We start from the raw sequence: 21,180 nt of genomic DNA, 5'->3' as shown, positions 1-21,180 counted from the left end.
GTGTAAAAAGCTGTATTGATTCTAGCATAAATTCGATTCACACACTATACTTTCATGATATCATGAAAAATCTGACTTTTTTGCCAGGAAAACCCCTCCCCCTTGGAGCAACAGTAGTAACCGGAGGCGTCAATTTCAGTGTTTTCACGCGGAATGGTACTGATGTAATTCTCGAACTTTTTGAAAATCCGGAAGATGGGGAATCAAGTTATACGTATCAGTTTGATCCTGATTTAAATAAAACCGGCGATATCTGGCATGTTTTTGTTTCCGGCCTGGAAAAAAACGCACTGTATTTATATCGTGTTGACGGTCCGTTCAGGCCCAACGAGGGGCTGCGGTTTAATCAGCATAAATTTCTGCTGGACCCGTACGCGAAGGCCCTGACTCCCTGTTCCATATTTAAAAATATGGACAAGCCTTACCAGCGCCCGCCCCATATTGACCCTGATCTGGCCTATTCCAGTTCCCATACTGCTCTGGATTTCCCGAAGTGTATTGTTATTGACGATGATGAGTTCGACTGGCAGGGAGACCGTCCGCTGAATTATCCTTTACAGCACTGTGTTGTATATGAGGCTCATGTTAAGGGCCTTACTGTTGATAAAAGCTCAGGGCTGCCTTACGGCGGTACGTACCGGGGTGTTATTGAAGCCATTCCCTACCTGAAAGAACTCGGGATAACCAGCCTCGAACTGCTCCCTATCAATGAATTTGACGAGTATGAGAATACCCGGAAAAATCCCCGCACGGGAGAACGGCTTGAAAATTACTGGGGATACAGCACTATCGCATTTTTTGCCCCAAAGGCCACCTATGCTTTCAATCAGGAAGGCCCGGGGCCTGTTCATGAATTCAAGGAAATGGTCCGCGAGCTTCATAAGGCGGGAATTGAGGTAATTCTTGATATTGTTTTCAATCATACTGCCGAGGGAAATGAACGCGGCGTTACCATGAGCTTCCGCGGATTTGATAACCCCATCTATTACATGCTTGAAGACAACAAGCGTTATTACCGCAATTATTCAGGCTGCGGCAATACCGTAAACTGCAATCATCCTGTTGTAAGAACGCTTATTCTGGACTGCCTCAGATATTGGGTAACCGAAATGCACATTGACGGTTTCCGATTTGATCTGGGTTCGATACTCGGAAGAGGTCCCAGGGGAGAACTTCTGGATAATCCTCCCATGCTGGAACGCATAGCGGAAGATCCGGTGCTCAGGCAAACCAAAATCATTGCCGAAGCCTGGGACGCGGGCGGGGCTTACCAGGTCGGCTGGTTTCCGGGAGGCCGGTGGGCTGAATGGAATGACCGGTTCCGGGACGAGGTGAGGATGTTCTGGCGCGGTGACAGCGGAGCGCTGCATAATTTTGCCACCAGAATAACAGGTTCCGCCGATCTGTATCTGAGAGACGGGCGAAAACCCTTCCATTCGATCAATTTCCTGTCCAGTCATGACGGTTTTACCCTGAATGACCTGGTAACCTATAACGGAAAGCACAATGAGGAAAATGGTGAAGAAAACAGAGACGGACAGGACCGTAACTGCAGTTATAATTACGGGTTTGAAGGCCCATCAGTAAATCCTGAAATCGAGGATATCCGTAACCGGCAGGTAAAAAACCTCATGCTTTCACTGCTTATTTCTCTGGGAACGCCGATGCTCCAAATGGGTGATGAAATAAGACGTACCCAGGGAGGGAATAATAACGCCTACTGTCAGGACAACGAAATTTCCTGGATGAACTGGGATTTCTGTGAAAAATATGCCGATGTTTTCCGCTTTGTAAGGGAAGTTATCCGGTTCAGACGGAACCATCCTGTGTTTTTGCGTACTGATTTTTTAACCGGAAGAAACACGGGAACAAACGCCGCTCCTGATATAAGCTGGTTCGGGACAAACGGACAGCCCGCAGACTGGCTCAAACAGGATCAGTTTATAGCCTTCCGGCTGATGGGAAACCGGGCCAGCACCTTTGCCGACTCTGACGACAATGATTTTTATGTAATTTATAATGCGTCCGTACGGGACATTACGGTAACAATTCCGCCCTCTCCGCCGGGGAAAAAGTGGTTCCGGGCAATTGATACTTCCCGCATGTCCCCCGAAGACATTCTCGAACCGGGGAGGGAAGAAATGCTCCCGAATCAGGAAAAATATGTTATTCTTGCGAGATGCAGTGTTGTCCTCATATCGAGAATAGTTTAATATTATCAATAACAACTGAAGTTTAAGCTAAGGAGTGATCTTTATTATGAAACTCAATAAGGAAGAATTTAAAGAGGCAATCCGCGCCCGTCTTAAACGGCATTACGGGAAAGATCTCGAAGAAGCCAATAAACATGATATTTATGATGCTGTTTCCACTGTTGTAATGGATCATGTCCAGACCAACTGGATGGCAACCAGAAAAATGTACGGAAAAAATCAGGTAAAGCAGATGTATTATATGTCCGCGGAATTCCTGATGGGCCGGGCAATGAGCAATAATCTGGTAAATTTCGGCATCAAGGAAGGTGTAACTGAAGTTCTGAAAGAACTGAATTTTGACTATACTTCCATTGAAGACGAAGAGCCGGATGCGGGACTCGGAAACGGAGGACTCGGACGCCTTGCGGCCTGTTTTCTTGATTCGCTTGCTACTCTTGATTATCCGGGGCATGGCTATGGCATCCGCTATCAGTATGGCATGTTCGAACAGCATATCGAGAACGGCTACCAGGTGGAATATCCGGATAACTGGCTGAAGCACCGCGACCCGTGGGAAATCAAACGTTCCGACCTGGCTGTTAAAGTCCTGTTCGGAGGAACAGCAGTCGCCGAAACGGGGGAAGACGGCAATCTGAGATATAAGGTAATTGGGGCAGAAGAAATAACAGCGGTTCCCTATGATGTTCCGGTTGTCGGATTTGATACGCCCAGCGTTAACCGCCTCCGCCTGTGGGAAGCCATTTCAGAAAACGGTTTCGACCTGCAGCTCTTTAATGATATGCAGTATATGAGGGCGGTTGAACGCCAGAACAATGCGGAGAATATTTCCCGCGTATTATATCCGAATGATTCAGGCCCTTCAGGAAAGACCCTCCGCCTGAAACAGCAGTATTTCTTTACTTCCGCAAGTCTGCAGGACCTTGTCGCGAAATTCAAACGGGACCACGGGACTGATTTCAGCAAATTCCCCGATTACAATGTTATCCAGCTGAATGATACCCATCCCGTTGTCGCCATTCCTGAAATGATGCGTCTGCTCATGGACGAAAACGACATGGGTTGGGAAGAGGCCTGGGACGTTGTAACCCGGACTTTTGCTTATACTAATCATACCATTCTCGCCGAAGCGCTTGAGAAATGGCCGATTGATATTTTTGAGGGACTTCTGCCCCGCATTTACCAGATTGTTGAGGAAATAAACCGCCGGTTCATGACCGAGCTGCGTGAAAAATTCCCCGGCAACTGGGAAAAACAGAACCGTATGTCTATTATTGGCGACGGCATGATCCGGATGGCCTGGCTTGCCATCGTAGCCTGCTTTTCCGTCAATGGCGTTGCCGCCCTTCATACCGAGATCCTTAAAACCGTTGAACTGGTTGACTGGGTTGAAATATATCCCGAAAAATTCAATAACAAGACAAACGGTGTAACCCAGCGCCGCTGGCTCCTCTGCGCGAATCCGAAGCTTGCGGAATTCATTACAAACAAGATAGGGCCCGGCTGGGAAAAAGACCTGGTCCAGCTGAGGAAGCTTGAAAAGTTTGCCGATGATCCGAAGGTCCTTGATGAATTCATGGAGATAAAGCACCAGAACAAGGTTGCGCTTGCGGCATATCTCAAAGAAACACAGAACGTTATTATTGATCCCGATTCAATTTTTGACGTACAGATCAAGCGCCTGCATGAGTATAAAAGGCAGCTGATGAATATTCTGCATATTATGTATATGTATAACCGGATTCTGGAAGACCCTTCCTATGATCCGGTTCCCCGTACTTTTATTTTCGGAGCCAAAGCGGCTTCGGGCTACCGCCGCGCAAAGAGCATTATTAAATTAATCAATACAGTCGCGGACCGGGTTAATAATGACCATAGGGTAAAAGACAGAATCAAGATAGTCTTTGCTGAAAATTACAGGGTATCGCTTGCCGAAAAGCTCTTCCCCGCATCCGATGTTTCGGAGCAGATCTCAACGGCGGGAAAAGAAGCTTCCGGAACCGGAAACATGAAATTCATGATGAACGGCGCGGTGACCATCGGTACGATGGACGGGGCCAACGTTGAAATTGTCGAGGAAGTCGGCGCCGAAAACGCCTTTATTTTCGGTCTGACCGCGGACGAAATCCAGAAAATCGACGCCGCCCATTCATACAACCCCCAGGAATATCTTGAAAAGAACCCGAAGCTGGCTGCCGTGCTGAACCAGCTGGTTGACGGCACCTATAATTCCGGGGCGCTCAGCCTTTTCCGGGAGTTGTATGATTCGCTGGTCTTCGGTGTGGAAGGACAGCGCCCTGACGTTTATTATATTCTTGCCGATTTTGATTCCTATGTTGAAGCACAGGAAAAACTGGCAAAAGCATATTCCGATAAACGGGCATGGGCAAAAATGGCCTTCCTCAATGTTGCCGCCTCGGGAAAATTCAGTTCAGACCGTACTATTGAGGATTATGTCAGCGGTATATGGCATCTTAAAAAGATAGTCGTAGAACCATAAGCTGACGGAGTTATTATATAGTCAAATAATTTAAATTATTTGACTATTTCCGATTGTACATGTTTCTGATATTAAAGAATTAGTTAATTCTTTAATATCAGAAACTTACATCAAAGGACTATACCAATGAAGAGAATAGCCGGAGCTTTATTTTTATCTGTTTTCTGTGTACTGCTGTTTGCCCAGTCCGCGCCCAAGAAGATACTGACAAAGAAAATCCTGGATTCCTTTATCCAGAATTATGATGCAATCGATGAAATAATACGCGATAATGAGCGTACTTTTGCGCTGGTACTTGAGCAGGCCATGTCAAATCCTTCACGGGATATTTCAAGCATTGTAGCCACGCAGAATATTTCAAAGGAAACACAGAACGCGTTAAAAAAACAGGGCCTGGGTGATAACGGATTTGAAAAGACATTTGCGATATCAGTCGGCTTTACAGCTTTAACGCTTGATATGCTGCTGACCGAACAGTACGCATATTATGATCAGTTCCCCCCTGACTATCAGCTTTATCTGGATGACACGAATACCCAGATACAGACAATGAAAAAAATGCTCAACTCGGAAGACCTTTCGCTGATTTTTTCGCGGTATGATGAACTGGCAGAGCTGTTTGAATTTTCGGAAGAAGAAATGTAACCAGTCCGGAAGATAGCAGGAAAAACAGGCGGCCGCCGCATTATGCCGGACCCGCCTGTTTTTTTATGCCCGGTGCAGTTTTTAAATTTTGCTAAAGTACAAGTATATACAAAAATCCTGAAAATAAGTAAAATCTGCCTGAAAACAGAGAGCTGTAGGTATCAAAAAAATGATACGTAAGTTACAAAGGCGTAATTTAGTGATTGCTCAACGAGGAGTAAGTGTATGGCTGATACGTATATTCAGGATGTTTTGTCCCAGGTAAAAGCACGGAACGCGCATGAGGCGGAGTATTTACAGGCTGTCGCGGAAGTTCTGGACACGCTTGATCCGGTTATAACCCAGATGCCTGAAATAAAAAAATATTCCATTCTCGAGAGGATGGTGGAGCCGGAGCGCATCATTATGTTCCGCGTTCCCTGGGTGGATGATTCGGGGAAGATCGCTGTAAACCGGGGATACCGGGTGGAATTCAACAGCGCGATCGGACCCTATAAGGGCGGACTCCGTTTCCATCCTTCGGTAAATCTTTCCATTCTGAAGTTTCTCGGTTTCGAACAGGTGTTTAAAAACAGTCTAACTACGCTTCCGCTCGGCGGAGGAAAGGGAGGCAGTGATTTTGATCCCCACGGAAAATCCGATGGCGAGGTAATGCGTTTTTGCCAGAGTTTCATGACCGAGTTATACCGGCATATCGGTCCGGATACTGATGTTCCCGCGGGCGATATCGGAGTCGGCGGCCGTGAAATCGGCTATATGTTCGGACAATACAAGCGGATTACAAATACCTTTACCGGTGTTCTTACCGGAAAGGGCCTGAATTACGGAGGCTCCCTGATCCGGCCGGAAGCGACCGGCTACGGGCTTATCTATTTTGCAGCGAACATGCTTGCGGTCCGGGGTGAGGACTTCAAGGGAAAAATCTGTACCGTTTCAGGATCAGGCAATGTCGCCCAGTATGCCATTGAAAAACTGAATGAGCTCGGAGCAAAGGTTGTCACCTGTTCAGACTCGGGCGGCTTTATATATGACGCTGATGGAATAGACGCTGAAAAACTGGCTTACATTATGGAACTCAAAAATGTTAAGCGGGGGCGCATCAGCGAGTATGTGTCAAAATATCCCAAGGCAGCGTATACCGCGGGCCAGCGCCCCTGGTCTGTCAAGGCCGACTGCGCGTTCCCCTGCGCGACCCAGAATGAAATAAGCGGAGAAGAAGCAAAAGTGCTGGTAAATAACGGCTGCCGCCTTGTGGGAGAAGGAGCAAATATGCCTTCGACCCCGGAAGCCATAGAAGTTTTCCTGAAAAACAGCGTGCTGTATTCACCCGGAAAAGCTTCAAACGCCGGCGGTGTGGCTACCTCAGGGCTGGAAATGACCCAGAATTCGATGAGGCTTTCCTGGTCACGGAAAGAAGTTGATGAAAAACTTCAGGGAATTATGAAGGCAATTCATGACAATGCCTATAACGCTGCAAAACAGTTTGGTATGGAAGGCAATTATGTTGCCGGCGCTAATATAGCAGGCTTCCTTAAAGTAGCCAATGCAATGATAGCGCAGGGAGTTATCTGATTTTTTACTGATTATTATTCCAGTTTCTGGATAATTGAAGAGGCCGGCCCTTCCTGGGGCGGCTTTTTTTATTTGTTTCCGCTTATTTTTCCGGATTTCATAAAAAAAGTGGTAAAGTCAGGATTTCTGATGTAGAATGAAAGCTGGATTTTGTGATAAAAAGTCCAGCTACCGGAGCATGTTCCGGCTGCCCGGTAAGTTATCGAAATTGGTTCTCGATTTAAAATTAACAGGCCATTTACTCATTTCCGGTATACAAATAATACAGGAGGATGTAGATGGATGGTCATGTATCTGCTTTATACCCTGAGTCATATTCAAATACCCTTTTATGGGGCTGATCCGGCCTTTTTCCGGCTGCTTCAGGAAGCCCTGCACGGGATATGGGATCCCGGCAAAAAGTCGCTGATTATCCGGAAAAATGATGAAACGGAATCAGTCCTGAAAAAAATACTGGCGGAAAGGGCTTTTTATGCAAAGATGGACCGGGCCGGTGCAATACGGTTTTTCCGCAATGGGCATTGTATTTATCCTTCCGGAACATATTTAAAGGCATGGGGTTCAGATACTCAATGTCTCGAAAAGGCAAAGACGCGGGATACATTTTTCAGCGAAGCAGATGAAAAAAGGCTTTCAGATGAACTTTACGCCAGAAAATACAGTCAGGGTACCATAAAGTCATATATTGCGCAGAATAAAGCGCTGTGCAGAACCCTCGGGAAAAATCCTGAAAACATTAACCGGGAGGATATCCGGCAATATCTGGCTATGCGAAGCAAAACGCGCAACCTTTCGGCTTCATCAATGAATCTCGCGATAAGCGCTTTCCGGTTCTTTTTTCAACAGATTCATAACAGGGATATCCTTGCTGACCGGCAGCGGCCTAAAAAGGATAAACAGCTCCCGGCTGTTTTCAGTATCGCAGAAATCAGAAAGCTTCTTGAATGCGAGAACAATCCGAAACACCGTCTGCTCCTGATGCTGGCATATTCTTCAGGCTTGAGGGTCAGCGAAATTGTCTCTCTCCGGCCTGATGATATTGATACGGACCGCATGACGGTATTTGTCCGATCAGGAAAGGGAAGGAAAGACAGGTATACCATATTGTCGGAACGCGCCGCGCGGTTTATGCGGGATTATTGCAGGATATATGGCCCCGGCAGATGGCTTTTTCCGGGGCAAAACCCGGCCGGACATTTATCAATCCGTTCCGCGCAAAAAATTTTTGAAAATGCGCTGCGAAAAAGCAATATACAAAAACAGGCTTCAATACATGCCCTGAGACATTCTTTTGCGACCCATCTCCTTGAATCCGGCACAGATGTAAGATACATACAGGAATTGCTTGGGCATATGTCAATTAAAACAACCCAGCGATATACTCATGTCGCGAAAAAAAGCTCTTTAAAAATAAAAAGTCCTCTGGATTCCGAATAGAAATATTATGGTATTACTGGTAATATGCAGCATGTATTAGTATATGTGAATTTTCATGCGTAATATGCCGCCGGCAATGTGTTTTTATGAATTCGCTGTATACTTGAAGAGAAGGGTAATAAGCGAAATTCGGGTAAGGGACGTTAAACGCAATACCCGAAAAAATATCATGGAAGGGATTGCCGCGCCGCCCTCCTTGGCGGCGCAAAAATTATAATTTGCCATAGGAGGTTATTATGGCTGAAAAATTTTATTGCAAATGGTGTGGACAAAACTTCTCTAATGTTAGCAGTCTTACTGCGAATTCTTGTTCTAGAAATCCAGAAGGTAAAAAGCATGAACTTTATGAAGGAAGTGAAAAATCGCAATATACTTGTAAGTATTGTGGTCAAAAGTTTTCTTCTATAAGCAGCTTAACCGCCAATTCTTGCTCAAAAAGTCCACATAAGAAGCATTCACCAGCTTTATAATTTTAAATTTACCCTGCTATTTTGTATTATTATGGCAGGGTAAATATTTTTTGGAGGAATTTATATGGATGCTTCAACTACAGTAAAAGGAATATTTTACGGTAACAAAATACGTGTTCCAAATTATCAAAGGGCTTATTCTTGGGATACGCCTTCTGCTAATTTTAATGGAAAAACCCACACAGATGTTTTTCTTGAAGATTTAGAAAATCATATTAATAGTGGTATTTCTACCCCATACTATTTTGGGCATTTTCTTTTTGCTGAGAAAGACGATGGTATATTTGATGTAATTGATGGGCAACAACGCCTTACAACTATTGTAATATTTCTCTCTGCTCTTTTTTCTAAAATAAAGTCAAATCGTAAATTAACTGACGATGAAGAGGGCTTTTTTGAAAATATGATACACCGTGGTGTAAATTACGCTTTTTCAACGGTAGATTATGACGATCAGTTTTTTAAAGATTATGTCATTAACCAATCCTCAAGAAGCAAAGCAAAACTAGATACTGATTCTTCAAAAAGAATTGCAGACGCATTTGACTACTTTACAAAAAAACTATTAAAAAGGAAAATGATTATCTCAATAAAATATTGCAAACGGTTATAAAAGCCACTTGCACCACGCATCTAGTAAAACATGAATCAGAAGCAATACAAATGTTCATTTTTCAAAATAATCGTGGTAAAAAACCAACAAATCTTGAAATAATTAAAGCCCAGTTTATGTATATTATACATCTTCACGGTGGGAGTGATACAGAACAACTTATATTGGAAGTAAAAAATCGTTTTGAAAAAATATATAAATCTATTGCTTCAATCGAACATCGTATAGATGAGGATAGTGTTTTATTATATACACTTCGTGTTTATTATAATTCTCTTTGGGAAACAAATTCAATTGAGAAAATCAATGAAGAATTAAATGGAAAAAAAACTATTCAATTTATAAGAGATTTTTCACAATCACTTGAAGATAGTTTTAATGCACTTATGTTCTTTTTTGGTGAAGATGAGAAAAAATATTTTGAAATACATTCTCTTATAGTTTTGGGTCGGCTTGCAGAAGTAATGCCTTTTATAATTAAAATGTATATATTTTCAATACCTAAGACTGATATTTGTAAATTTTGCTCAATTGCAGAAATCCTTGTTTTGCGACATAGAATTATTGGAACAAGGGCAAATATAGTTTCCCGCCTAAATGATGTTTACCAGAAATTTACTGAAAAAAATCTAAGCATTGAACCAATAATTAAAAGGATAGAATGGATGAGGAATGTAAAAAATTGGTGGTGGTCATATTGGAATGATAAGCATCTTAAAGAAGCAATTAATGGTTGGATTGAACCCTCAACAGCTAAATATATCCTATGGAAATATGAAAATTTTCTTGCAGGAAAAGGACATGAAGGTTACGAACCTATCCGCTATGATGCAATTGTTTCACCAGAATTGGAGCATATAGCACCAAAAACGCCAACTAATGGACAACCTGTAAAAGCAGGCTATGCAAATTATGATGAAGAATTTGTTAATGAATATATAGATTGTTTAGGAAATTATTTATTAATATCAAAATCCCAAAATTGCTCTATAGGTAATAAACCTTTTTCTGAAAAATTGGCTTCTTATACGCATTTGTTTCAACAAAGAGAAGTACAAGAAATCGTAAAAGGCAAAGAAATTTGGGATAAAGATAAAATTAATGATAGGCATACAAAAATTGTAGGTTATATATTAAATAATCTATAATATGTCCGCCCGCGTCCATGCGGGCGGCTGACGTAAAAAGTTCGGGTACTGCGTTTAACAGCGTGTATCCGCGGACGCTCACTACGTTCGCTGGCCTGCGTTCGGCTAGGTCAATCGCTGACGCTCTTTCCCACGCCTCACTCCGGCACATTGGACAGCAGCGGCCTTGCTGCGCAAGTCCTTATTAGCTGCTGTCCAACGTCGGATACACCCGGGACGTTAGACGTAATGGCCAGACATTTTTCAAAAATAAAAAGAGGAATTATGGAATCGAAAATTGATATACAAATTGGAAATTTTGAGCAGAAAAAACAAATTGAAAAAGAACTTATTACTGTCTTTGGGCAGAATTTAGAATATATTCCAGCAGTAACTAAAATAATTGTCCCAATTAATTTTGATGAAACTATAAGTAACTTATCGAATAAAGAATATAATTCTCAAAGAGATAACTTAAATGTTGAAGCAGTCGCAAGAGGTATAAAATTAGACGAAGAAATTATTCTCGTAATATCAAGCGGCATATTTACTAGTGATTTCGATAATATAATCAGATCGGTTTATTTTTTACATGAACGAATCCATATTTTAAATAATAGACCAGGACAAAAAACATTTGATCATATAGGATTTCTTACCAATGATACAAATTGGTTATATGATGAGTTTTTGGCAAATCATATTTCATGGAATACTATAATTAATGGTTTTGAAAAACCTATCAAAAGCTTAGAATTGCATTATAATCATATCATCAAGCAATTTGAAAAAGACGTGAAAAATATTAGTGGATATATTAATCGTATAAATTCTTTACAGAATGAGATAATCAATAATCATATCTCTTTTGATAATGGATTTTTTAAAATAAAGGAAATTTTATATGATTATTTATTAAAATCAATATATATAATTGCCTTAGAAATGGTAAAAACTAATGACAAGGATATGCTGGTTAAAAAATATGCTTTTCCTGAACCCTTGAGAATCTTATTTAACGAATTTTTTGAGAGAATAATTAATTATCCAATATGGTTTAATAATCATTCATTCCTTGAAAATATATATAATATTTTTCAGATTCATTTTGATAATACTGGAACTACCAATGAGCAAATATCTTTTTGTACTAAAACTGGCCACTACGTCTAACAGCGTGTATCCGCGGACGCGCCTATCGGCGCTGGCCTGCGTTCGGCTAGGTCATGTTCATTCCCACGCCTCACTTCGGCACATTGGACAGCAGCGGCCTTGCTACGCAAGTCCTTATTAGCTGCTGTCCAACGTCGGATACACCCGGGACGTTAGGCGAAATGCCCTAACTTTTCTGAGAAATATTATTATTTCTCCTTGACATTGATAATAAATACATGTATAGTGTATGTATGAATAAGATAATTCAACCAGTATATATAATACAAAGAAACAAGGAAATTTGTTCAAATGCAAAAGAGGTACTTAGAAGTATTAAGAGTATTTTCCCTGATGAGACATATGAATCAATAGCCTCTCGAGCAAATGTTCATATGCAAACAATACAGCGATGGTCATCAATTGGCCGATCTGAAGCAAAAGCAATGAAACTATTGATTAGCACTTTTGAAGCAGAAGAAAATATGGATAATATTTTGCTTAAAAAGGCAACTCCAAAACAATTAAGAAAACAATGTGAGATAATTGGGTGGGATAAAATAATTAATTCTTGAGAAGAAATGATTTAATATATTTTAAAACCCAATATGAATTCTTAATAAATATTGGGGAGGCAAGATATTGATAACTGGCATCGATAGAAAATCCACAACAAAGGAATTAAACAGAGAAACGCTACCAGATTATTGGGGGCAATATTTTTCTTATGAAAAGGATATAGAATTATTTCAAATAACAAAAAACGAGTTTATTAATGAGATCGAAGTTATAAAAATAAAAAGAAAAAATATATTGATTCACAAATAATGATTAATAATATTCTTAAAAAATTAAGCGAAAAACATAATTTTCATAGGCAATTTAATGAAAGACATCCGAATTTGCATAGAGAACAAGTACTTGGAATGCAATTATATAAGTTATTAGTAGAAGAAACTGACCCAAATCCATGGATTTATTGTGAAATACAACATGATGGGCATAAATATCCCCATGCAACATATTTTAAAGAGGAAATAGGGCACTTCGCCTAACATAGTGTATACGCTGCGTCGCTACGCTCCTTGGGGTTCCGGCTGGCTAGGTCATTTCATTCCCACGCCAGCCTTCACCCACATTTGCTTCGGCCTGCAAAGCTACGCTTTGCTTATTCGGCCTCAGCAAACGTCGTATACACCCGGGACGTTATGTGAAATACGGGCAAGCATGATTTAATTATTGAATTCATTATTGGCAAATGTTATATAAGGCTTAGTGGCTATGAATGAAAAGATTGGTTATCCACAATTTGTAGACAAAAGAAATATAGATATTTTACTTAATGAGGAAAATGATCTTCGTTATTACATAAAAATACCTATTAATTATAATGAAGCTGTACCCATAAAAAAAGTATTAGTAATATTAAAAAATCCAAGCAAAGCAAAAGTAAATCATGAAGAATTTTTATATGAAAGTGATAAAACTCTGAATAGGGTTATATCATACTTTTATAAAAATCATTACACGGAAGTGGTAATAGTTAATTTATTTGCAAGATATTTTACCGAATCTGATAGATTGAATGATTATATTACTGAAGAAGATAAAATAGTTGGAGAATTAAATGATGTATATATTAATGATTTTATACTATCAAATATATTTGAACGCATTGTAGTTGGCTGGGGAGGCTATCCAAAAAACTCGAAAAAAGAGATGAAGAATTTATATAAAAAAGAATAGCAGAAATAGAAATATTGATAAAAAATAAAAATACATATTATGTAGAAAAGATGGTGGAAAATGAATGTTTTCCTAAACATGGAATGCTTTGGCCAATTGAAGCAACAATGGAAAAATATACTACAAAATTTGTTTAACATATATATTTTATGGTTAGAAACATTATAGTAAAATATGCCCGTACTTCACATAACAGCGTGTATCCGCGGGCGCTCACTTCGTTCGCTGGCCTGCGTTCGGCTAGGTCAGCTAGCGCTTCCCACGCCTCACTCCGGCACATTGTGCAGTGGCGGTCTTTGCTTCGCAAATCCCTATTAGCCACTGCACAACGTCGGATACACCCGGGACGTTATGTGCAATACGAATATTGCCTTTCTCACAATATAAAACCAAATTTTGATTATTAAAAGGAGTTTATTAAATGCCTGATAACTCATTCTTTTCAGAACAATCTGAGGCATCATTGGTTAAAGCTACAATCATATCAAAGTATTTCTTTACATGGGCAAAAGTAATTATGGGTGCACAAGATAGATATTCATTCAAAAGCGAAAATAAAATTGCATATATTGATTTGTTTGCAGGTCCTGGTAGGTATGAGGATGGAAGTGCATCAACACCATGTATGATTCTTGAAAAAGCTATAGAAGATGAGAAAATATGTAACCGTTTAGTGGCAATATTTAATGATCGAGACATAGATAATGTAAAATCATTAGAAACTACAATCAATTCAATTCCAGGTATTGAACGATTGAAATATAAACCTGGAATAAACAATGAAGAAGTTGGGGAAGAGATTGTAAAGATGTTTGAAGAAATGAATCTTGTCCCTACGTTCTTTTTTGTTGATCCTTGGGGATATAAAGGATTATCGTTAAGATTAATTAATTCTGTATTGAAGGATTGGGGAAGTGATTGTGTATTCTTTTTTAATTACTCAAGAATCAATATGGGATTATCAAATCCATTTGTTGAAGAACATATGAGCGCATTGTTTGGAAATGAAAAAGTATTGGAACTAAGAGAGCAGTTAAAAATAAATCTGCCGAAGATCGAGAGTTATTGGTTGTAGAGGAACTATGTCAGGCATTAAAAAGATATGGAAATAAATTTACTTTGCCTTTCCGGTTTAAGAACAAAACTGGTGTTCGTACAAGTCATCATTTAATTTTTGTTAGTAAAGATTTTAAAGGGTATGAAATAATGAAAGAGATTATGTGGAAAGAAAGCTCTTCATGTGATGAAGATGATATTGGATCTTTTGAATACAATCCAGCAGATAATTTACCACAACAATCATTGCTTTTTCAGTTGTCGCGGCCATTAGATGATTTAAAGGAGCAATTAGTTGTTGATTTTCACGGTAAAACTTTGAAAATGCAAGAAATTTATAGGAATCATTGTGTTGATCGGCCTTTTATAAAAAGGAATTATAAAACAGCATTGCTTGAACTTGAGCATGAGCATAGAATAGATGTACCGAAGCATAGAGCAAACTCATTCGGTGATGATATATTAGTAACATTTAGGTAAGTTAATGGCATACTCTTCTTCTATAGAATGGACAGACGCAACTTGGAACCCAATTACTGGCTGTTCAAAAATAAGCGACGGCTGTAAGCATTGTTATGCTGAAAGGCTCTCAAAACGACTAAAAGCTATGGGCTCTCAAAAATATATCAATGGTTTTGAAGTAACTACACATAAAGAGGTGTTATCAGAACCTTTAATGTGGAAAAAACCAAGAAATGTTTTTGTAAATTCAATGAGCGATACATTTCATGAGAATATCTCTGATGAGTACATTTTAGAAATGTTCAAGGTTATGAATAATGCAGCACATCATAAGTTTCAAGTATTAACTAAACGTAGCTCTCGATTATTAGATTTAAATAAAAGAATAAATTGGACTAATAATATCTGGTTGGGTGTAACCGTTGAGGATTCAAATTCTTTATTCAGAATAAAGGACCTAAAAAAAACTGGAGCAATAGTTAAGTTTATTTCATTCGAACCACTACTTGATAATTTAAAAAAACTCAACTTAGATGGAATTCATTGGGTTATTGTTGGTGGTGAAAGTGGCGCCGGAGCTCGGATTATGGAGAAAGAATGGGTAGATACTATTTTTCACGAAGCAAGAGAAAAAAAAATACCATTTTTCTTTAAACAGTGGGGCGGAGTAAATAAAAAGAAAAAAGGGCGTCTTTACAATGGACAAGAATATAGTGAATATCCAATATTTTAACGCATTTCAATATTCGTACTGCACATAACAGCGTGTATCCGCTGACGCGCCTTCGGCGCTGGCCTGCGTTCGGCTAGGTCCGCTTGCGCTTCCCACGCCTCACTTCGGCACATTGGCCAGCAGCGGCCTTGCTTCGCAAGTCCTTATTAGCTGCTGTCCAACGTCGGATACACCCGGGACGTTAAGCGCAATTGTCCACATATAGGTTGAAAAATGGAAAGACCAATACAGCATATAATAGACAGTGAAGCAAAGAAAATATTTGAGAATTCTATTCCTTCTGAGTGGGTTTGCCGTTTTCAAGATTCTGACTATGGAATTGATTATGAAATAGAAATTTTTGAAAAGAATAAATCTACAGGAGTAATATTTAAAATTCAATTAAAAGGGACACAAAATATAAAAAAAATAAATAAAAATGAATTTGTTTCATTTTCTCTTGATATTGAAAATGTAGATTATTATTTGAACCAAATTAAGATTCCTTTATTTATAGTAGTTGTTGATGTCAGCAATAAAGATATATTCTGGCATAATCCAATTTTAGATAATAATTTAAAGGATAAGTATTATAAAGCTGATAATAAAAAACAAAAAACGATATCAATAAATATAAATACAAATAATCAACTGCCGAAAGATATTGGAAAATTACAAATCGAATACTCAAAAATATTTGAGGTCATTTCAACAAAATGCTATTTTGAGAAAACTTCCAATACTGAAGTCCTTGATTATATCAATGTTAATCAGGATTCTATAACATTAATACAAGAAAAAGCTGATATGGCTAAATTAAAAATGGTTGATGAGCTTATAAGTAAAGGAAATCTTGATAAAGCGGTTAGCTATCTATCATCAATTAATAATTCAAATGAAAGTACTATTGTGACAAAGTTTAAAAGTTTATTGCTCTCAGAACATATCGCTATTATGAAATGGATTCGGCATGGTAATTTAGATGAAGATAAAAGCACATCCATTACTAATAATTATGTAAAACAAATGACTTTTTTAACAAAAAATGGACCAGAATATTTAAGGCTATATTCTAAGGCCGTTGAAAATATTAATAATATGGAAATTGAAATCAATAAAGGTTTCTTTTCATATGTTACTTGGAAGATACATGAAGATAACTCTTTATGGAAAATTAAATTAATTAATCAAAGACTTTCTTTAACTGGAAGAATAATGGAATATTATAATAATATAAAAAATATTATTAGCAATATTATGGAAATAAAACAATATCAAATAATTCCGGAAATATTTAGACGATTTCAAAAAGCCATATATGGTTATTTAATTCAATTATATGATGAAAAATCATTAATTTTATTAAACAGTTTTATGGCTGACGTAAAAAAATATTATGAAATATCAATGAAAATACTTGATGTTTACAATATTGATGATTTTGATTTAATAACATCTCAAATGTTAACGTTTTTTGGTTTTTATGATGGTGAAGAATATAATAAATATTTAGATTATATTAAATCTGTGGTGAAACAGATAACTGACAAAAAAGTTAGTAAAAGAGTTGAGGACAATTTCAATCATTTATCAGTTAAATATGACTTAACAAAAAAGAATATGAATAATATATCAATTGATGATGAAATTATGTTACATAAAAATATAATTGCATCGTTAGATATTAATTTGAATGAGCAAAATAGAACTACGGAAATAATAAATATAGGATTGAATGATTTAAATCCAGAGAGGGTTTTGAAAAATTGTATTCATCTATATGTAAAAATAGGTCGCCTTAACGAATTAAGTGAAAGGCTACACTTGCCTACTACCGGAACAAAAATATTGTTTTGTACAAAAAAATTATATTTTGCTCATAAGTCAACTTTGGACAAGGCATATTCATCTTTAAAAGTAAAATATTGTGATAATTGTTTAGAAAAAGAGTCACATATAAAAGATTGGAAATGGAATAGAGACTGGCAAGCGGAGCAAGATAAATTATATTTTAGTAAAATTGGAATTAATACATAGCTGGACAACTGCGCTTAACAGCGTGTATCCGCGGACGCGCCTTCGGCGCTGGCTTGCGTTCGCCTAGGTCAGCTACGCTTCCCACGGCTTACTCCAGCACATTTTGCCAGCCCTGGTCTTGCTGCGCAAGCCCTCATTCGGGCTGTCAAAACATCGGATACACCCGGGACGTTAGATGCAATACCCAAGAAATAAAAACAGGAATAAATGAAATGATTGATCCACAAGATTATAAGGAAATTTATAAAGATCTATTAGATAACAATCTGCGAGATTATAATACTAAAGTAACAACCTTTTTCCCGCAAGTAGGTGAAAAATATTTTGAAAATAAACCCAGAATATTATTTGTAGGAAAAGCTACAAATGGGTGGATTCCAGATGATAGAAATGTGGAGAATTTATTTAATTTAAAAAACCCAAATAGAATTGTAAATAGAGATGATCAAATGAAATGGGTTAATAATCTTGAAGGAAAAAGAAGCGATCATCATTACAATACTAAGAAGTCTTCTTTTTGGAGAGTTATTAAAGGAATTACATTATCAACTATTAATAAAAATGATTGGTACAATTATATTGCATGGTCAAATCTATATAAGATAGCCCCATGTGAAGGAGGAAATCCTTCTTCTCATCTTATTAAATTACAATATAATAATTCTCGAAAATTACTAGAATTGGATTTAAAAACTTTAGACCCTGATATAGTTATTTTTCTTACAAGTGGTTGGGAAAATAATTTATTAAAAGAAATGGAAATTAAGAATGACAAGAAATCATTTGAAGAATGGAAAAAGTATAAAACATTTTATAAAAAAATAGAGGATAAAATATATATTTATTCATATCATCCACAAGGAAAAAATGAAAGAGCGCATATTAATGCAGTAAAATCAATTATAAATAAAAGCATGTAGCATGGGTACTGCATCTAACAGCGTGTATCCGCGGGCGTTCGCTTCGCTCACTGGCCTACGCTCGGCTAGGTCAGCTACGCTTCCCACGCCTCACTTCGGCACATTGGACAGCAGCGGCCTTGCTGCGCAAGTCCTATTAGCTGCTGTCCAACGTCGGATACACCCGGGACGTTAGGCGAAATGCTCTGAGATTTTTTAAATAATATAAAGAAATATATTTGGAGGAAAAATGGCAGCTGAAAAATCATTGGAAATTGGAAAATATGGCGAAAAAGTTATTTATAGATTGTTAGAGTATTTTGGTTGGACTCCAATAATCAATAATGTTGATATTGAATGTATTCGCCCAGAGCTTCATAATCGAAAATTAAAAACCCATGGCATTGATTATATCAAGCATTATATCTGCCCGGTCCAAAGTGATGCTCAAAAAACAGTCGTTATTTCTGCAAAATATTACGAAAAATATCCTTTTGATCCAACAAAACAGCTAAAAGAGTTCTTGACTGATATTGGCCAATGGTTGTTTTGTATAAAGCCGAATGCTGAATATGGCCGGAAAAAAATAAAACGAGAAATAAAAGATTTGCAATTACGGGGATTATTATTTTATTTGAATCATAATGAAGGATTTAGGGATACAATTCGAAATAAAATAAAGCAATTTCGATTTTCTGGAAATATATCATTTGAACCAATTTATATCATTGATAATTTGCGAGCGACATTTTTTTATAGTATTGTAGAATATTTTCATCGTAATTACCCAGGAAAAGAATTAACATATGCATATGCTGAAACCGAATATAATTTAGCAACCTTTGATAATATTTCATATGGAAACATTCTCCCAATAGAATATATGGTATCTGATATTATTCCAATCAGAGTCGATATAGATGACGAAAGAAAAATATTACTTGTCTTTTCGAATAATAACTATTCTGATGATTCATGTACTAAAATCATTAGCTTTTGTAAAAGTTTTACTAAAGGCGGATGGAATAGTAAAACAATTATTTTATATCCTGATTATAGAGAATTAAAGCATGGTAAAAAAGTTTCAAAGATATTAAGTACTTTAAGTGATGTAAGCTATGCAAAGCAAATAAGTTTAGAATCATATCCATTATTAGATTTTAGGAAATTAGAGGAAGGAAAAGATGAATAATATTTTACCATACGGAACACAATTAAAACCTCTGTTAATTTATTCAAATTTATCAGATAGTTCTCTCCGAAAGTTTATTAACAAAAAGGGAATATTTTTATCAACCTATGATAGAGAAACAATAATTCCATTATTAGTTTCATCTCTAATTTCACCAGAAGAATTTGAATATTTGCGAAAATTACATAAAAACAGAGAGGAAAAAATAAAAAGGTCTACTAAAAGGCTTGTTACAAATAATGATGTTGATATAGTTGACGCTTTGAATGATTATTCCTTTGATGCTGAAAGTGACTCTTGTTTTGAATGCTATAAATATGATATTTCACCTCAATTTACTATTGAAGATAATGTATATTGTTTCCCTTATACAATTACACGAATTGATAGGTTGCAAGACTGGACTGATTATGAAACACAGCATTCCGGCAATATAAAAATTAGTAAGAGGAAAAATACATTAGAAATAGAACTGGAGTCAAACTATACATCACCAGAAACACAGGATATAAATACAAAAATTGTAAATGATATAACAAAACATTTAAGAAAGAAAAAGCTTATTGATGAAAAAGAAAAGCCAACATTCATTAAATATGAAGATTTTTCAAATAAAAATAGGTTTTATTTCTTACTTAATTTTAAGAAACTATCAAAGGATATAAATTTTATTGGTATCAACGACATTGAATTCGGACCTGATGAAACAAAAAATAATCATCCTGAAGAAATTGAGTGGATCAAGGATCATGTTAAGAAACTAATATTAAAAGGGAAAAAACTTGAAGATATTCCCTTTCTTACAAAAGATGAAAATTTTGAGTTTTTGATAATTGAAAAAATTACATATCATTATTCATTTAATATTGATGGCCATACCGGAGAGTGTTTAGTTTCAATGGGATTTCCAAATATTTTAAAAAAGTTAGATCCAATGAATCCTTTTACGTATTCTTATGATAATTTAAAAATTAATTGGGATGAAAATGGTGTAAATAAATCATTAGAAAAACAGATTAATAATTTTTTATCACAATTTATTGGAAATGTAAGAGATACAAACTACGAAAAATACAAATCATAAACTGTCGCAGAGCACTTCGCCTAACAGCGTGTATCCGCAGACGCGCACTTCGTGCGCTGGCCTACGTTCGGCTAGGTCACGTTCGTTCCCACGCCTCACTCCGGCACATTGTGCAGTGGCGGTCTTTGCTACGCAAAGCCCTATTAGCCACTGCACAACGTCGGATACACCCGGGACGTTGTACGCAATACCACGCAAAAGTTGTAGTTGGAAAATAAAAATTATTATAATATAAAATCTACATACGTTTACAAATGTCTGCC

General features: G+C 37.5%; 18 protein-coding genes. All 18 read left to right on the top strand.

The window, feature by feature from the left end; all coding sequences use genetic code 11:
- The first annotated feature begins 62 nt into the window (after nt 1–62).
- The gene (gene glgX, locus K7I13_RS07435; RefSeq protein ID WP_255949135.1) at nt 63–2,213 is read left to right on the top strand and encodes a glycogen debranching protein GlgX; all 2,151 of its coding nucleotides are present in this window, start codon (nt 63–65) and stop codon (nt 2,211–2,213) included.
- Nucleotides 2,214–2,259: 46 nt separating this feature from the next.
- Nucleotides 2,260–4,713 (top strand): glycogen/starch/alpha-glucan phosphorylase, encoded by a 2,454-nt coding sequence (locus K7I13_RS07430; RefSeq protein ID WP_255949133.1) that lies wholly within the window; start codon nt 2,260–2,262, stop codon nt 4,711–4,713.
- Between the two features lie 126 nt (nt 4,714–4,839).
- Nucleotides 4,840–5,358, top strand: coding sequence for a hypothetical protein (locus K7I13_RS07425; protein WP_255949132.1), 519 nt, complete (start codon nt 4,840–4,842; stop codon nt 5,356–5,358).
- Between the two features lie 225 nt (nt 5,359–5,583).
- The gene (gene gdhA / locus K7I13_RS07420; protein WP_255949131.1) at nt 5,584–6,930 is read left to right on the top strand and encodes an NADP-specific glutamate dehydrogenase; all 1,347 of its coding nucleotides are present in this window, start codon (nt 5,584–5,586) and stop codon (nt 6,928–6,930) included.
- A gap of 282 nt (nt 6,931–7,212) precedes the next feature.
- Entirely contained in the window at nt 7,213–8,367 is a 1,155-nt protein-coding gene (locus K7I13_RS07415; RefSeq protein WP_255949130.1) for a tyrosine-type recombinase/integrase, read from the top strand.
- Between the two features lie 236 nt (nt 8,368–8,603).
- The gene (locus K7I13_RS07410; protein WP_255949128.1) at nt 8,604–8,837 is read left to right on the top strand and encodes a C2H2-type zinc finger protein; all 234 of its coding nucleotides are present in this window, start codon (nt 8,604–8,606) and stop codon (nt 8,835–8,837) included.
- A gap of 64 nt (nt 8,838–8,901) precedes the next feature.
- Nucleotides 8,902–9,450 carry a DUF262 domain-containing protein gene (locus K7I13_RS07405; RefSeq protein WP_255949126.1) on the top strand — a complete coding sequence of 183 codons (549 nt, stop codon included), beginning with the start codon at nt 8,902–8,904 and terminating at the stop codon, nt 9,448–9,450.
- Nucleotides 9,435–10,598 carry an HNH endonuclease family protein gene (locus tag K7I13_RS07400; protein ID WP_255949125.1) on the top strand — a complete coding sequence of 388 codons (1,164 nt, stop codon included), beginning with the start codon at nt 9,435–9,437 and terminating at the stop codon, nt 10,596–10,598. The genes K7I13_RS07405 and K7I13_RS07400 overlap by 16 nt, the downstream gene beginning before the upstream one ends.
- A gap of 264 nt (nt 10,599–10,862) precedes the next feature.
- Nucleotides 10,863–11,750: a hypothetical protein gene (locus tag K7I13_RS07395; protein WP_255949124.1), complete on the top strand. Its 888-nt coding sequence runs from the start codon at nt 10,863–10,865 to the stop codon at nt 11,748–11,750.
- Nucleotides 11,751–11,983: 233 nt separating this feature from the next.
- Entirely contained in the window at nt 11,984–12,304 is a 321-nt protein-coding gene (locus K7I13_RS07390; RefSeq protein WP_255949123.1) for a hypothetical protein, read from the top strand.
- Between the two features lie 706 nt (nt 12,305–13,010).
- Nucleotides 13,011–13,475, top strand: a complete 465-nt coding sequence (locus K7I13_RS07385) for a DUF1643 domain-containing protein (RefSeq protein WP_255949122.1) — start codon at nt 13,011–13,013, stop codon at nt 13,473–13,475.
- Nucleotides 13,476–13,896: 421 nt separating this feature from the next.
- Complete coding sequence (gene tcmP / locus K7I13_RS07380) at nt 13,897–14,550, top strand: three-Cys-motif partner protein TcmP (RefSeq protein ID WP_255949121.1); 654 nt, start codon at nt 13,897–13,899, stop codon at nt 14,548–14,550.
- Nucleotides 14,541–15,011 carry a class I SAM-dependent methyltransferase gene (locus tag K7I13_RS07375; protein ID WP_255949120.1) on the top strand — a complete coding sequence of 157 codons (471 nt, stop codon included), beginning with the start codon at nt 14,541–14,543 and terminating at the stop codon, nt 15,009–15,011. The genes tcmP and K7I13_RS07375 overlap by 10 nt, the downstream gene beginning before the upstream one ends.
- Before the next feature lie 4 nt (nt 15,012–15,015).
- On the top strand, nt 15,016–15,726 hold the full coding sequence (locus tag K7I13_RS07370; RefSeq protein WP_255949119.1) for a DUF5131 family protein: 711 nt from the start codon (nt 15,016–15,018) through the stop codon (nt 15,724–15,726).
- Nucleotides 15,727–15,939: 213 nt separating this feature from the next.
- Complete coding sequence (locus tag K7I13_RS07365; protein ID WP_255949118.1) at nt 15,940–17,742, top strand: DUF4365 domain-containing protein; 1,803 nt, start codon at nt 15,940–15,942, stop codon at nt 17,740–17,742.
- 212 nt (nt 17,743–17,954) lie between these two features.
- The gene (locus K7I13_RS07360; protein WP_255949116.1) at nt 17,955–18,662 is read left to right on the top strand and encodes a hypothetical protein; all 708 of its coding nucleotides are present in this window, start codon (nt 17,955–17,957) and stop codon (nt 18,660–18,662) included.
- A 229-nt stretch (nt 18,663–18,891) separates the two neighbouring features.
- Nucleotides 18,892–19,833, top strand: coding sequence for a PD-(D/E)XK nuclease domain-containing protein (locus tag K7I13_RS07355; protein WP_255949114.1), 942 nt, complete (start codon nt 18,892–18,894; stop codon nt 19,831–19,833).
- Complete coding sequence (locus K7I13_RS07350; protein ID WP_255949113.1) at nt 19,826–20,917, top strand: hypothetical protein; 1,092 nt, start codon at nt 19,826–19,828, stop codon at nt 20,915–20,917. The genes K7I13_RS07355 and K7I13_RS07350 overlap by 8 nt, the downstream gene beginning before the upstream one ends.
- Nucleotides 20,918–21,180: the final 263 nt, after the last annotated feature.

Source organism: Brucepastera parasyntrophica (genome assembly GCF_022376835.1).
In the GTDB taxonomy this organism is placed as follows: Bacteria; Spirochaetota; Spirochaetia; order Treponematales; family Treponemataceae; genus Brucepastera; species Brucepastera parasyntrophica.
The sequence above is the reverse complement of the archived record's forward strand: the minus strand, read 5'-3'. Positions and strand labels throughout refer to the sequence as shown.

Bases quoted from the DNA above. Each gene is read 5' to 3' on its own strand.
- glgX (WP_255949135.1), top strand. From the start codon at position 63: ATGAAAAATCTGACTTTTTTGCCAGGAAAACCCCTCCCCCTTGGAGCA.
- K7I13_RS07430 (WP_255949133.1), top strand. From the start codon at position 2,260: ATGAAACTCAATAAGGAAGAATTTAAAGAGGCAATCCGCGCCCGTCTT.
- K7I13_RS07425 (WP_255949132.1), top strand. From the start codon at position 4,840: ATGAAGAGAATAGCCGGAGCTTTATTTTTATCTGTTTTCTGTGTACTG.
- gdhA (WP_255949131.1), top strand. From the start codon at position 5,584: ATGGCTGATACGTATATTCAGGATGTTTTGTCCCAGGTAAAAGCACGG.
- K7I13_RS07415 (WP_255949130.1), top strand. From the start codon at position 7,213: ATGGTCATGTATCTGCTTTATACCCTGAGTCATATTCAAATACCCTTT.
- K7I13_RS07410 (WP_255949128.1), top strand. From the start codon at position 8,604: ATGGCTGAAAAATTTTATTGCAAATGGTGTGGACAAAACTTCTCTAAT.
- K7I13_RS07405 (WP_255949126.1), top strand. From the start codon at position 8,902: ATGGATGCTTCAACTACAGTAAAAGGAATATTTTACGGTAACAAAATA.
- K7I13_RS07395 (WP_255949124.1), top strand. From the start codon at position 10,863: ATGGAATCGAAAATTGATATACAAATTGGAAATTTTGAGCAGAAAAAA.
- K7I13_RS07390 (WP_255949123.1), top strand. From the start codon at position 11,984: ATGAATAAGATAATTCAACCAGTATATATAATACAAAGAAACAAGGAA.
- K7I13_RS07385 (WP_255949122.1), top strand. From the start codon at position 13,011: ATGAATGAAAAGATTGGTTATCCACAATTTGTAGACAAAAGAAATATA.
- tcmP (WP_255949121.1), top strand. From the start codon at position 13,897: ATGCCTGATAACTCATTCTTTTCAGAACAATCTGAGGCATCATTGGTT.
- K7I13_RS07370 (WP_255949119.1), top strand. From the start codon at position 15,016: ATGGCATACTCTTCTTCTATAGAATGGACAGACGCAACTTGGAACCCA.
- K7I13_RS07365 (WP_255949118.1), top strand. From the start codon at position 15,940: ATGGAAAGACCAATACAGCATATAATAGACAGTGAAGCAAAGAAAATA.
- K7I13_RS07360 (WP_255949116.1), top strand. From the start codon at position 17,955: ATGATTGATCCACAAGATTATAAGGAAATTTATAAAGATCTATTAGAT.
- K7I13_RS07355 (WP_255949114.1), top strand. From the start codon at position 18,892: ATGGCAGCTGAAAAATCATTGGAAATTGGAAAATATGGCGAAAAAGTT.
- K7I13_RS07350 (WP_255949113.1), top strand. From the start codon at position 19,826: ATGAATAATATTTTACCATACGGAACACAATTAAAACCTCTGTTAATT.